Origin of the sequence: Sediminicoccus sp. BL-A-41-H5 (genome assembly GCF_050632405.1) — a bacterium.
In the GTDB taxonomy this organism is placed as follows: domain Bacteria; phylum Pseudomonadota; class Alphaproteobacteria; order Acetobacterales; family Acetobacteraceae; genus Roseococcus.
Map to the genome: position 1 here is coordinate 1924671 of NZ_CP192601.1, position 12953 is coordinate 1937623.

The following is a 12953-nucleotide window of genomic DNA, read 5'->3' on the forward strand; positions in this document are numbered from 1 at the left end:
TCGGCCCCAGCCGCCGGAAGCCCTTTCTTTACTGCCTCAAATAGCTTTCCGCGGCGTCTGCCAGGATGCGCAACGCCAGCGTCAGATCCTCTTCCTTCGTATCCTCCGCCCAATGGTGGCTGATGCCGCCGATGGAGGGCGTGAAGAGCATCGCGGTGGGCAGGATCTTCGCCATGAGTTGCGCATCGTGGATGGCGCCGCTCGGCATGGGCTGCCACTGGCCGTTGGCGTGCTTGGTCGCCGCCTGGCGCAGCGCCTCATGCATGGCGGGGTGGGCAAGCGCCGGGGGCGAGCGGTTCAGACATTCCACGCTGAGGGTGCAGCGGTCGCGGCGGCCGACCTCCTGCACGATGCGGTGGAGCAGGTTCTCCAGCCGGTCCATCACCTCCTCCGAGATGTCGCGGAACTGGAAGACGAGTTCCGCCTTGCCGGGGATGATGTGCGGCGCGTTGGGCTCGAGGGTGATGCGGCCACAGGTCCAGACGGTGCGCTCGCCGATATGCATCGGGAAGCGCTCATCGATCAGGCTCAGCACGCGCATGGCGGCGACGGCGGCATCCTTGCGCTCGGCCATGGTGGTGCCGCCGGTGTGGTCCTGCTGGCCGATGATGGTGATCTTGAAGTAGCGGATGCCGACGATGCCGGTGACGACGCCGCTGCGCAGGCCGGCATTCTCGAGCTGCGTGCCCTGCTCGATATGCAGCTCGAAGAAGCCCTTGTAGCGGGACGGATCCAGGCGCTCGCGCGGGAGGCCTTCGAGGCCGGCTTCGCGCAGCGCCTCGCGCAGCGGCTTGCCGGTCATGTTGTGCTTCGCGGCGTCCATCTGCGCTTCGGTCACGTCGCCGATCAGGCTGCGGCTGCCGAGGAAGGTGCCGTAATGGCCTTCCTCATCGGCGAAGGCGACGACATCCACGGGCAGGCCGGCGCGGGCCAGCGCCAGGCCAGCGAGGACGCCGAGCGCGCCGTCCAGCCAGCCCGCCTCGTTCTGGGTTTCGAGGTGAGAGCCGACGAGGAGATGCGGACCCGGGCCGGGATGGCGCCCGATGACATTGCCGATGCCGTCCATGCTCGGCGTCAGCCCCACCTCGCGCAGGCGGTCCATGAGCCAGTGGCGGCTTTGCATGTCCTCCTTCGTGTAGGTCGGGCGATGCACGCCGGTCTTGAACTTGCCGATCTGGCGCAGCTCGTGCAGGTCCGCGAGGAAGCGGGCGGTGTCCACGTCAGCCACGGAGGAAAGCCTCCGCCGCGTCGGCCATGATGCGGATGTTGAGCGCCAGATCCTCCTCCTTCGTGTCCTCGGCCCAATGATGGCTGATGCCGGCGATGGAGGGGGTGAAGAGCATGGCGGCCGGCATCACGCGGGCCATGTATTGCGCGTCATGCCCCGCGCCGCTCGGCATGTGCTGCCATTGGCCATTGGCGTGCTTCGTCGCGGCGTCCGCGAGGGCGGCCTGCATCGCGGGGTCGCAGGGGGCGGGCTTGCTGCGGCTCATCACCTCCACGGTGCTGACGGTGCGCTCGGTGCGGTTCATCTCCTGCACGACAGAGCGCATGCAGCGCTCCAGCCGCTCCAGCACCTCGGTGTCGATGTCGCGGAACTGGAAGAGCACCTCGGCGCGGCCGGGGATGATGGAGGGCGCGCCGGGGTCCAGCGCGATGCGCCCGCAGGTCCAGACGGTGCGGGGGCCGCAGATCATCGGGAATTCGCGGTCGATGCGGGCCAGCATGCGCACGGCGGTCAGGCCGGCGTCCTTGCGCTCGGCCATGGTGGTGCCGCCGGCATGGTCCTGCATGCCCTCGATCACGATGCGGAACTGCCAGATGGCGACGATGCCGGTGACCACGCCGCTGCGGAGATTTTGTGATTCGAGCTGCGTGCCCTGCTCGATATGCATCTCGAAGAAGCCCTTGTAGCGGGCGGGGTCGAGGCGCGGGCGGGGCAGGCCCTCCAGGCCCGCTTCCTTCAGCGCCTGGCGCAATGGCTTGCCGTGGTAGCGGTTGGTGAGCGTGTCGATCTCGCTCTCCTCCAGCAGGCCGATGAGCGAACGGCTGCCGATGAAGCTGCCGTAATGGCCCTCCTCATCGGCGAAGGCCACGACATCCACCGGCAGGCCGGCGCGGGCCAGGGCCACGCCGGCCATGACGCCGAGCGCGCCATCCAGCCAGCCGGCCTGGTTCTGGCTCTCGATATGGCTGCCGACGAGGAGGTGCGGCCCGGGACCTTTGTGGCGGCCGAAGACATTGCCGATGCCGTCGATCGAGGCCTCCAGGCCGCATTCGCGCATCCGCTCCATCAGCCAATGGCGGCTTTCCATGTCCTCGGGCGAGAAGGTCGGGCGGTGCACGCCGGTCTTGTATGCGCCGATCTTCCGAAGCTCGTTGAGATCCCGAAGGAAACGGTCCGTATCCACCTGCGCCATGCTGCACCCCTGTTGCGAGACGGGCAGGATAGGCGAGGAATTTCATGCGGCAAGCCGCGCCGGCCAAGCCGTGACCTTTGAGAGTGGGGCCGGAACGGCCTATAAGCGCCCCATGGCCAGGGCCCCCACGCGGATTTTGCTCAACCTTTCGCTGGACGCGGCGCTCGCGCTCCTGGCGCTGCCGCTTGCCCTGGCGCTGGCCGGACCAGGGAGCGTGCCGCCCGCCGGCTGGTGGGCGGCGGCCCTGCCGCTGGCGGTGCTGGCGCTGGTGCCGCCGGGCTGGGCGCTCGGCCTGCCACAACAGTATTGGCGCTATTCCGGTGTGCAGGACCTGCTGGCCGTTTTGGGCGCCTGCACCGCCGCCGCCCTTCTGTTTACCGGCACGCTCTGGCTCACGGGCCTCTGGCACTCACCCAACCTGGCCTTTCCCGCGCTGCATGCGGTGGCGCTGACCGGCCTGCTCGGCGTGCCCCGGCTGATCGGCCGGCTGCGAACCATCCGGCGCACGGCGGAGGAAGGCGCCACCCAGCCCGTGCTGGTGGTGGGCGGGGTGGACCAGGCGGACCTCTTCATCCGCGCGCTCGCGCAGCAGCGCCAGCCGGCCTATCGCGTGCAGGGGATTCTTGCGCGTCGTTCGCGGCAGGCGGGCCGGCGCATCCAGGGCCATCCCATCCTCGGCACACTGGAGGAGACGGATGCGGTGCTGGAGCGCCTGCGCGCCGAGCAGCGCCTGCCCGCCCTGCTCGTCCTTGCCTCGCCCGACCTGAACGGAACGGCGCTGGAGGTGGTGCTAGACGCCGCCGATCGCCACGGCGTGCCCATCCGCCGTGCGCCGCAGCCCACCTCGCTCGGCCATGCGGCGCGCAGCGCGGATGAGGCGGCGCGGATCGATCTGCGCCCCGTCTCCATCGAGGAATTGCTGGACCGCCCGCAGGTACCGCTCGACCGCGAGGGCATGGCGCGCCTCGTCCAGGGCAGGCGCGTGCTGGTGACGGGTGCCGGCGGCACCATCGGCGGCGAGCTGGCGCGCCAGGTGGCGGCCCTTGGCCCCTCCATGCTCACCTTGCTCGATCACGGCGAATACGTGCTCTACGAGATTGACCTCGAGCTGTCGGAGCGCCATCCCGCCGTGCCGCGCCGCGCCATGCTGGCCGATGTGCGGGACGAGGCGCGGATGCGGCGCCTGATGGAGGAGATCAAGCCCGAGCTGGTCTTCCACGCCGCCGCGCTGAAGCACGTGCCGATGGTGGAGAACGACCCGCTGGAGGGGCTGCTGACCAACGCGCATGGCACGCGCATCGTGGCCGATACGGCCCGCGCCGTGGGCTGCACGCTCATGGTCTTCATCTCCACCGACAAGGCCGTGAACCCGACCAGCGTGATGGGCGCCTCCAAGCGCCTGGCCGAGATGTATTGCCAGGCGCTGGACCGCGAGGCGCGCGCCAGCAGCCAGGGCATGCGCTGCATCACCGTGCGCTTCGGCAATGTGCTGGGCTCCACCGGCTCGGTCGTGCCGTTGTTCCGGCGCCAATTGGAGCGCGGCGGGCCGCTGACGGTGACGCATCCCGACATGCGCCGCTACTTCATGACGGTGCGCGAGGCGGTGGGCCTGGTGCTGCAGGCCGCCGTGGTCGGCGCCGTGGACCGCGACGACGCGCCGCCCGAACTGCGCGAGGGCGGCATCTTCGTGCTCGACATGGGCAGCCCGGTGAAGATCGTGGACCTCGCCCGCCGCATGATCCGCCTCGCCGGCCTGCGCCCGGATGAGGATGTGGAGATCCGCTTCACCGGCCTTCGCCCCGGCGAGAAGCTCTTCGAGGAAATGTTCCACGGGCAGGAGCCGCCGCGCCCCACGCAGTTCGACGGCCTGCTGGTGGCGACTCCGCGCACCGCCGATGCCGCGCTGGTCGGCCGCGCGCTGGACGAGATCGCGGCGGCCGCGCGCGGCGGGCATGGGCGCATGGCGCTGGCGCAGCTCGCGCGCCTCGTGCCGGAATTCGATCACCAGGACGGCAAGGCGGTCCAGAAGAGCGGCCTCTGATCCCCGCCTGACACCTTCCGTCACACGGCTTGAATCGCCGGGGGGTTGATCCCCGGCGGCCGGTGGCTCACGAAGCGCGCATGACCCAGACGCAGAAGCCCATCGCCCTTTTCGACATGCAGGCGCAGCAGGCGCTGATCCGCGCCGAGCTGGACCGCCGCGTGGCGCATGTCATCTCCTCCGGCCGCTTCATCAACGGCCCGGAAGTGGCCGAGCTGGAAGCCCGCCTCACCGCCTTCTCCGGCGTTCATGCTGTCGGCGTCTCCTCCGGCACGGATGCGCTGCAGATCGCGATGATGGCCGAGGGGATCGGCCGTGGCGACGCGGTGTTCCTGCCCGCCTTCACCTATACCGCGACGGCGGAGGTGCCGCTGGTGCTGGGCGCCACGCCGGTCTTCGTGGATGTGGACCCCGAGAGCTTCAACATGGACCTGGCCGATCTCGAGCGCCGCATCGGCCTCGTGCTGGCCGAGGGCAAGCTCCGGCCGCGCGCCATCGTCGGCGTGGATCTCTTCGGCCTACCGGCGGATTGGGACGGCATCCGCGCCATCGCGGCGAAGCATGGGATGTTCACGCTGGATGACGCGGCCCAGGCCTTCGGCGCCACGCTGCACGGGAAATCGCTCGGCCAGCATTCGGACGCGACGACGCTGAGCTTCTATCCGACCAAGACGCTGGGCTGCTACGGTGATGGCGGCGCGATCCTGACGCCCTCCGAGGAGCGGGCGGCGCTGTATCGCTCGCTGCGCACCCATGGCGAGGGCGGCGGGCGCTACGAGGTGCTGCGCATCGGCATGAATGGCCGGCTGGACACGATCCAGGCCGCGATCCTGCTCTGCAAGATGGACCTCTTCGCGCAGGAGCTGACGGACCGCGCCAAGATCGCTGGCTGGTACGGGCAGCGTCTGGCCGGCCGCGTCGCGCTGCAGCGCGTGTCGAACGAGGCGCAGTCGGCATGGGGCCTCTACACCATCCGCTGCCACGATGCGGCCGAGCGCAGCCGCGTGCAGGACTCGCTGAAGGCGGACGGCATCCCCTTCGGCGTCTATTACCCGAAGCCGCTGCATCATCAGCCGGCCTATGCGGCCAGCCATGCGGCCGCCCTCTCCGCCGCCCCGCCGCTCGCGGTGAGCGAGGCGCTGTGCCACCAGGTCATGTCGCTCCCCATGCACCCCTATCTGGAGGAGGGCGAGGTGGAGCGCGTCTGCACGGCCGTGCTGCGCGGGCTCGGGTGAAACCTGGCGGGGGCATGCAACCAGGCATTGCGTTTTTCCCGTCCGGGAGGCTTTGATACGGGCGTTCCCGCGCGCGAGGTCGAACGCCATGCGTCGTCGCTCCCTTCTGGCCGCTTCGGCCGCCCTGCCGCTCAGCGCTCGCGCCCAGCCGCCGGAACCGGTGGACGTGCTGCTGGTGCTGGCCGTGGATGTCAGCCGCTCGATTGACGAGGACGAGGCCCGCCTCCAACGCGAGGGCTACCGCAACGCGGTGAGCGACCCGCGCGTGGTGGAGGTGATCCGCCGCGGGATGATCGGCGCCATCGGCCTCGCCTATGTCGAATGGGCGGGCTTCGAGTACCAGCGCCTGGTGCTGCCCTGGACGCGCATCGCGAACCAGGCGGACGCTGAAGCCTGGGCCTCGGCGCTCGCCGAGGCGCCGCGCGCCTCCCTCTCCTGGACCTCCATCTCGGGCGGCATCGACTTTTCGCGCCGCGTGCTGGCCGAGGCACCCTTCGAGGGGACGCGGAGGGTGATCGATGTCTCTGGCGACGGCGTGAACAATTCGGGGCGGCCGGCGGAGCTGGCGCGGGACGAGGCGGTGGCCCAGGGCATCGTCATCAACGGCCTGCCCATCATCAACGACCGGCCGACCTTCGGCCGCATGCCGCAAGTTCCGCTCGACCAGTATTTCCAGCAGAGCGTCATCGGCGGCACCGGCGCCTTCATGATCGTGGCCGAGGATTTCGACGCCTTCGGCACCGCCGTGCGGCGCAAGCTGATCCGGGAGATCGCTTGACGCCACGGGGGCCTGCGCGGAAAAGAACGGGATGGATCGTTCCGGGACGCCGACTTCCTACGTCGAGGCCGTACGCTGGGCCTATCGCTTCCTGTTGGGGCGCGAGGCCGAGAACGATGCCGTCCTGCATCACTGGGCCTCGCTGCGGGACGGGCGGCTGATCCTCAACTATTTCGTCCGCGCGCCCGAGGCCGAGGCGCATCTGCGGGCGGGCGCGCCAGCCTATGGCCCCTGGGCGGTCTCGCCGCTCGGCGCCGCCGCCATCCGTGCCGCCTGGCTGCTGCGCTTCGACACGACGCCGACGGAGGCCGACATCCAGGCGGAACTCGCCGCCCACCCTGACCTGCTGAGCTTCCGCCGCGCCTTCCTCGCGGCCCCCGAACTGCGCGAACTGGCGGAGCAGACGCCCTGGGGCCAGCCGGAGCCGCTCGCCACGCAGGCAGCGCCCGCCGCGCCTGCCGCGGTCGCCCTGCAGGATCACCGGTTGACCGTGCTCGACCGCAGCTTCGTCCTGCGCGGCGACGGGCCGGAGGGCTACTGGAACGACCTGGTCGCCGGCCCGGTGGACCCGAGCCTCGAGCGGCTGGCGCGGCTGATCCAGGCCGCCTTCCCCGATGGCGGCGCCGGGCGCGTGCTGGCGGATGTCGGCGCGAATATCGGCGTGACCAGCCTCGTCATGGGCGCGGCGGCGCCCTATCACGCCGAGCTCCTGTGTTTCGAGCCGGACGAGCGCAGCCAGCCGCTGCTGCGGCACAATCTCGGTGCCAACGACTTCCCGCAGGCGCGGGTGCTGACCTGCGCGCTGGCCGAGCGGGACGGCTTCGCCCGCCTGCGCTGCGGGGCGCGCAACGCGGCCACCAGCGCGCTGGCCGAGGCGCATAGCCGCACCCAGACCGCGGGGGCGGTGTTCAAGCAGGTCCCGGTCCGCCGGCTCGACAGCGTGCTGGCCGAGCTCGGCGTCGAGCGGCTGGACTTCCTCAAGCTGGATGTCGAGGGCGGCGAAACCCCGGCGATCCTGGGGGCGAGCGAAAACATCGCCCGCCACCGCCCGATCATCTTCACCGAGTTCAACACCTGGACGCAGATGACGGCGGGCGCGCGCAACCCCATGGAGGTGCTGGAGGAATGGCACGCCGCCTTCCGGCACATGGTCGCCTTCGGCCCGGATGGGCGCCCCCTGCCGATCCGGGATCATGACGGACTGCTCTGGGTGCTCCATACCGTGCTGACCGAGCGCCACTGTGTGGATGACCTGATCCTCTGCGACGATCTCGGCTGGCTGGAGCGCTGGGGATGAGCGGCATGACGGCGGAACTCACGCCCGCTGTGGTGCGCTGGGCCTATCGCTTCCTGCTGGGGCGCGACCCGGAGAACGAGACGGTCGTCCAGGGCTGGTGTGGCGCCACCAATCTCAGCGGGCTGCGCGACGGCATCCTGACCAGCCCGGAAATGGCGGCGGTCGCCATGTCGGGCTTCGTCGAGCGCGGCCATTGGGCGGAAACCCGCGCGACCGAAGAGGCCGCCGCGGCCTGCCTCCTCCTCGGCACGGACCGTGTGGCGGATGCGGCCGAGATCGAGGCGCTGCTGCTGCTCCACCCGAGCCTGCGCAGCCTGCGCCGTTTCCTGCTGGCCTGCCCCGCCATCGAGTCCCGCCTGCCGCGCCCGGAAGGGCCGCGCCAACGCGGCATCCGGCTGCTGGGGCGCGAGTTCAGCCTGAAGGGCGACAGCCGCGAGCCGGAATTCATCGCAGCCCCCGGCACCGCTCCCCGCCTCGCGGCCCTGCTGCGCGCCGCCTGGGCCGAAGAGGGTGAGGGCCGCGTCATCGTCGAGGCCGGGGCTGGCATCGGCGTCACCACGCTCGGCCTCGCCGCCGGGGCGCCTGGCCATGCGATGATCATCGCGCATGAGGGCTCGCTCCGTCGCGCCGCCTCCCTCTCCGAGAACCTCACCGACAATGGCCTCGATCGCGTGGCGATGCGGGCCACCGCCATGGGCTCCGTCGCCGCCATGATGGAGCGCGAGAAGCCCGCACGGCTTGACCTGCTCCGGCTGAACGAGCCTGGCGCGGCGCGCCAGGCGCCGGTCATCGCCCCCTGGCTGCGCGAACGCGGGACGATGGCGCTGGTCCGCTTCGACCTCCCCGAATTGCTGGCCGAAGCCGGACCCGGCCCGCGCGAGCTGCTGGCCGAATGCCTCGCCGCCTTCCCGCATGGCGTGGCCTTCGACGCGGCGCATGAGCCGCAGCCCATCCTGGACGAGGTGGGGCTGAACGCCGCGCTGCACCGCGCGCTGATGCGGCCGGACCGGGCCGATGAATTCCTGTTCTGCGCGGATCTCGACTGGCTGCCGCGCTACGAGGCGCCGTGAGACGCCGTCCGGAGGGCTGATCCCCATGGCCGAAACACCCAGCATCCTTGGCGCGCTGCGCGCCGCGGCCGCCCTGCTCGCGCGCATGGAGGCGGATGCCCCACTGCAGGCCGCCGCGACGGACGCCGCGCGCGCCTGCGTCGCGGCCCTGCGCGCCGGGGGCAAGATCCTGATCTGCGGCAATGGCGGCAGCGCGGCCGATGCGCAGCACTGGGCGGGGGAACTGGTCAGCCGCTTCTACTACGACCGCCCCGGGCTGCCGGCCATCGCGCTGACGACGGACAGCTCCATCCTGACCGCCATCGGCAATGATTATGGCTATGAGCGCGTCTTCGCCCGCCAGGTTGAGGCGCTGGGCCAGGCGGGCGACGTGCTGATGGGCCTCACCACCTCCGGCCGCTCGCCCAATGTCCTGGCCGCGATGCGCGCGGCGCGGGAGCGCGGGATGGTCACCATCGGCTTCACCGGCCATGGGCCGGGTGCCGCGGACCTCGCCGCCGTGTCGGAGATCGCGATCCGCGTGCCCAGCAGCGTGACCCCCTCGATCCAGGAGGGGCATGAGGTGCTGGGCCATGCCATCTGCGCCATGATCGAGGCGGAGATGTTTCCGCGCGGAAGCTAGAGCATGATGCGTTGAGGCGGCATCGCCGAAACGCTGAATCATCCTCTCAGCAAAGGCTGGACCGCGCGGCGTGAACGCATGTGAACGCAGCGTGGCCTAAGGCTTCAGCGCTCCACTTCCTCGATGGCGAGGCCGAAGGCGCCGACACCTTCGCTGAGCAGGTCGCCCAGGCCTTCCATCCCGGCCAGGTAGGTGCTGGCATCGCCGCGGGCATTGCGCTCGGCGGCCATCTTCAGCGCCTCCTCCCAATCCTCGGGCTCGTAGTCGCCGCGGCCGATCCAGGCGAGCGCGATGAGCGCCACCTGCTGCTCCTCGTTCAACTCGTCGATGAAGTCGGTCAGCATCTCCTCGCTGATCTCTTCATCCTCCTCGTCGTCCTCTTCCTCGTCATCCTCGCCGCTCAGCAGGCCCTCCTCGGCGTCCTGCACGGCATTGGCAAGGTCCACGACGGTGGCGACGATCTCCAGGCTGATGCCGAGATCGAATTCCTCGCCCTCTTCCTCGGATTGCGACATCGTTGGGGCCTCCCTCCTGCCTTCAGGCCAGCATAATGCCGCAGCGCGGGGCGCGCGACATCTGGATCACGCGTCCGGCGAATCCCAGGCCGGCGCGAAGGCGGGGTTCACAAAGCGGCGATTCTTGGGCAGGGCGGCGATGGCGGCGAGGTCCGCCTCGCTCAGCTTGAGCTTCGCCGCGGCCAGATTCTCGGCCTGGCGGGTGGCGCTGGCCGCCTTGGGGACGGCCGCGACCAGCCTCTTGGAGAGCAGCCAGGCCAGCGCCACCTGGGCCGGCGTCGCGCCATGGCGGGCCGCGATGCCCGTCAGCACCGGGTGCTCCAGCACCTCGCCCTTGCCGAGGGGGGTGTAGCTCGTCATCACGATGCCGGCGGGCTGGGTGATGTCGAGCAGGGTCTGCTGCCCCAGCATCGCGTGCTGCTCCACCTGGAGGCAGGCGATGGGCGCGATGTCGAGCGCCAGGGCCTCCCGCAGCAGGGCGGAAGGGAAGTTCGAGACGCCGACGGCGCGCGCCAGTCCCTCGGCATGGATGTGCGCGAGCGCCGTCAGCACCGAGGGTAGGTTCAGCGCGGGCGAAGGCCAATGGACCAGCAGCAGGTCCACATAGGGCTGCTGCAGCCGCTCGAGCGAGGCGGCGAAGGCGGCGCGGAAGGAAGCGCCATCGGGCTTGTCATGCCAGATCTTGGTGGTGAGGAAGACTTCGCCGCGCGCGACGCCGCTCGCCGCGATGCCCGCGCCCACCGCCTCCTCATTGCCGTACATCTCGGCGGTGTCGATGTGGCGGTAGCCGAGGGCGAGCGCGCTCTCCACCGCCACCTGGCATTCCGCGCCCTTCATGGGCCAGGTGCCGAGGCCCAGCGCCGGCATGGTGAGGCGCGGCGTGACGAGAAGCGGCGCGCTCATCGGGCGGAGAGGTCCAGCAGGCCCACGAAACCGCTCTCGGTCCCGAAGGCGAGGTGGGAGCCGGAGGGGTTCCAGGCCAGCGCCGAGACACCCCCCTGCCCCGGCGGCGCCACCGGCAGCACGCGGCCCGTGTTGATGTCGGCCAGCAGCACCAGTCCATCCTCGAAGCCGGCGGCGACCATCTCATGCTGCGGGTGGCAGAGCACGCGCGTGCACATCACGCCATCGCCGCCCGCGAGCTCGGTCGGCGCCTTGCCCATGGGCCCGCCGCCGAAGAAGGGCCAGAGCACCACCGCCTCGGCCCCGCTGGTGGCGAGCCACTTGCCCTTGTTGCTGAAGGAGAGGCTGTGCGTCTTGGCCGGATAGCCCGACATGCGCATGTGCTGGCCATCGGCAAGCCGCCAGCCATGCAGCGACATCTCCTGCATGGCGGTGACGACATGCCCGCCCTCGGGGTGCATGGCGATGGCGGCGTGGCTGCCCTTCCATTCCAGCGCGCGCGGCTTGTCCTCCTTCGCGTTCACGAACCAGAGCGAAGCGCCGTTATAGTGGCTGGCCGCGATCCGCTTGCCCTTGGCGTCGAAGGTGATGCCGCCGACGGTGGAGGGATGCGCGAGGGACTTCACCACCTCACCCTTGGCGTCCAGCACATGCACGGCCTTGGCGACGGCCGCGGCGCGCACGCCGCTCTCATGCGCGGCGACATGCTCCACCCATTTGCTGCCGAACTTGGCGAGCTCGGTCGCGGTGCCGTCGGGCGCGATCCGCATCACGCGGCCGTCATCGCCGCCGGTCAGCGCGCCATCCTTCGCATCGGCGCAGAGCGACATGACGGCGCCCTTGTGCGCCTCGACCGTCAGCCACTCCGTGGGGGCGGCGACCTGCGCCACCCGAACCGTGCCGTCGCCGAGGCCGGCATGGAGGGAGCGCCCCTCCCGCCCGAAGGCGAGGCCGATCACCCAGGCGCCGAATTCCTGCGAGGTGCCGCGCTGGCCGAGGAGGAACTCGATATCCGCCGCGTCGCTCACGCCGAGGCTTCCACCTGGCAGGACTCGAAGCCGCGGCGGAGCTGCGGGCGGTTCAGGTCGCGGCCGATGAAGACGATCTTGGACTTGCGCGGATCGCCCTCCTTCCAGGGGCCGATATAGTCGCCATCGGCGACCATGTGGACAGCCTGGAAGGCGAAGCGGCGGTCCTCGCCGGGATAGGCGAGGATGCCCTTGGTGCGCAGCAGGTCCTGGCCCTTGGCGGCCAGCAGGTCGGTCATCCAGGTGTTGAATTTCTCGGGGTCGATGGGGCGGCTGACCTCGAAGGAGACCGAGTTCACCTCGCTGTCATGCTCATGGTGATCCTCGCCCGAGAGGAAATCGGGCTCGCGCACCAGGATGCGCTCGAGGTTGAAGGCGTCGCGGCCGATCACGCTTTCGATCGGCGCGTCGGACTTGGTGCTGCGGATCAGTTCCACCATCGGGTTGATGGCGCGGATGCGGCGCTCGACCTCGGTGGCCTCCGCCTCGCTGACGAGGTCCATCTTGTTGAGCAGGATGAGGTCGGCGAAGGCGATCTGCTCCTCGGCCTCCTTGCTGTCCTCCAGGCGGGCCAGCAGGTGCTTGGCGTCCACCACCGTCACGATCGCATCCAATTTGGTGGCGCGCTTCACATCCTCATCCACGAAGAAGGTCTGCGCGACGGGCGCGGGGTCGGCCAGGCCCGTGGTCTCGACGATGATGCCGTCGAATTTCTCGCGCCGCTTCATGAGGTTGGAGAGGATGCGGATCAGGTCCCCGCGCACGGTGCAGCAGATGCAGCCATTGTTCATCTCGAAGACTTCCTCGTCGGCATCCACCACGAGGTCATTGTCCACGCCCAGCTCACCGAATTCGTTGATGACGACGGCGAATTTCTTGCCGTGCTGCTCGGTGAGGATGCGGTTCAGCAGCGTGGTCTTGCCGGCGCCGAGATAGCCGGTGAGGACGGTGACGGGAATCTGGTCGGACATGGGGCTCGGGCTCCGCGAAGGGGGGCGACTGTTCTGGCGCCTATATGGGCTGGCCCGGCGGGGAAGGCCAAGG

12 protein-coding genes are annotated in these 12953 nt (G+C 70.1%); 6 read left to right on the forward strand and 6 right to left on the reverse strand.

Going from position 1 to position 12953, the window contains the following annotated elements; translation table 11 throughout:
* Nucleotides 1–28: 28 nt before the first annotated feature.
* Nucleotides 29–1228: a Zn-dependent hydrolase gene (locus ACQ860_RS09695; RefSeq protein ID WP_431303173.1), complete on the reverse strand. Its 1200-nt coding sequence runs from the start codon at nucleotides 1226–1228 to the stop codon at nucleotides 29–31.
* Nucleotides 1221–2420: a Zn-dependent hydrolase gene (locus ACQ860_RS09700; protein WP_431303174.1), complete on the reverse strand. Its 1200-nt coding sequence runs from the start codon at nucleotides 2418–2420 to the stop codon at nucleotides 1221–1223. Before ACQ860_RS09700 ends, ACQ860_RS09695 begins: the two co-directional genes overlap by 8 nt.
* Before the next feature lie 112 nt (nucleotides 2421–2532).
* Here ACQ860_RS09700 and ACQ860_RS09705 point away from each other — a divergent pair, with 112 nt between their 5' ends.
* The 6 genes from ACQ860_RS09705 to ACQ860_RS09730 all read left to right on the forward strand — a co-directional run bounded on the left by ACQ860_RS09705 (nucleotide 2533) and on the right by ACQ860_RS09730 (nucleotide 9463).
* Nucleotides 2533–4461 carry a polysaccharide biosynthesis protein gene (locus ACQ860_RS09705; protein ID WP_431303175.1) on the forward strand — a complete coding sequence of 643 codons (1929 nt, stop codon included), beginning with the start codon at nucleotides 2533–2535 and terminating at the stop codon, nucleotides 4459–4461.
* 80 nt (nucleotides 4462–4541) lie between these two features.
* The gene (locus tag ACQ860_RS09710) at nucleotides 4542–5696 is read left to right on the forward strand and encodes a DegT/DnrJ/EryC1/StrS family aminotransferase (protein ID WP_431303176.1); all 1155 of its coding nucleotides are present in this window, start codon (nucleotides 4542–4544) and stop codon (nucleotides 5694–5696) included.
* An 88-nt stretch (nucleotides 5697–5784) separates the two neighbouring features.
* Complete coding sequence (locus ACQ860_RS09715) at nucleotides 5785–6474, forward strand: DUF1194 domain-containing protein (RefSeq protein WP_431303177.1); 690 nt, start codon at nucleotides 5785–5787, stop codon at nucleotides 6472–6474.
* Between the two features lie 31 nt (nucleotides 6475–6505).
* Nucleotides 6506–7771 (forward strand): FkbM family methyltransferase, encoded by a 1266-nt coding sequence (locus tag ACQ860_RS09720; RefSeq protein WP_431303178.1) that lies wholly within the window; start codon nucleotides 6506–6508, stop codon nucleotides 7769–7771.
* The gene (locus ACQ860_RS09725) at nucleotides 7768–8841 is read left to right on the forward strand and encodes a hypothetical protein (RefSeq protein WP_431303179.1); all 1074 of its coding nucleotides are present in this window, start codon (nucleotides 7768–7770) and stop codon (nucleotides 8839–8841) included. The genes ACQ860_RS09720 and ACQ860_RS09725 overlap by 4 nt, the downstream gene beginning before the upstream one ends.
* Before the next feature lie 25 nt (nucleotides 8842–8866).
* Nucleotides 8867–9463, forward strand: a complete 597-nt coding sequence (locus ACQ860_RS09730; protein ID WP_431303180.1) for a D-sedoheptulose-7-phosphate isomerase — start codon at nucleotides 8867–8869, stop codon at nucleotides 9461–9463.
* 104 nt (nucleotides 9464–9567) lie between these two features.
* Here ACQ860_RS09730 and ACQ860_RS09735 read toward each other — a convergent pair whose 3' ends face one another.
* From ACQ860_RS09735 to ACQ860_RS09750, 4 genes are all read right to left on the reverse strand, one after another.
* Nucleotides 9568–9978, reverse strand: a complete 411-nt coding sequence (locus tag ACQ860_RS09735; RefSeq protein ID WP_431303181.1) for a DUF3775 domain-containing protein — start codon at nucleotides 9976–9978, stop codon at nucleotides 9568–9570.
* Nucleotides 9979–10044: 66 nt separating this feature from the next.
* Nucleotides 10045–10881 (reverse strand): aldo/keto reductase, encoded by an 837-nt coding sequence (locus ACQ860_RS09740; protein WP_431303182.1) that lies wholly within the window; start codon nucleotides 10879–10881, stop codon nucleotides 10045–10047.
* On the reverse strand, nucleotides 10878–11909 hold the full coding sequence (locus tag ACQ860_RS09745) for a WD40 repeat domain-containing protein (protein WP_431303183.1): 1032 nt from the start codon (nucleotides 11907–11909) through the stop codon (nucleotides 10878–10880). Before ACQ860_RS09745 ends, ACQ860_RS09740 begins: the two co-directional genes overlap by 4 nt.
* Entirely contained in the window at nucleotides 11906–12880 is a 975-nt protein-coding gene (locus ACQ860_RS09750) for a CobW family GTP-binding protein (protein ID WP_431303184.1), read from the reverse strand. Before ACQ860_RS09750 ends, ACQ860_RS09745 begins: the two co-directional genes overlap by 4 nt.
* Nucleotides 12881–12953: the final 73 nt, after the last annotated feature.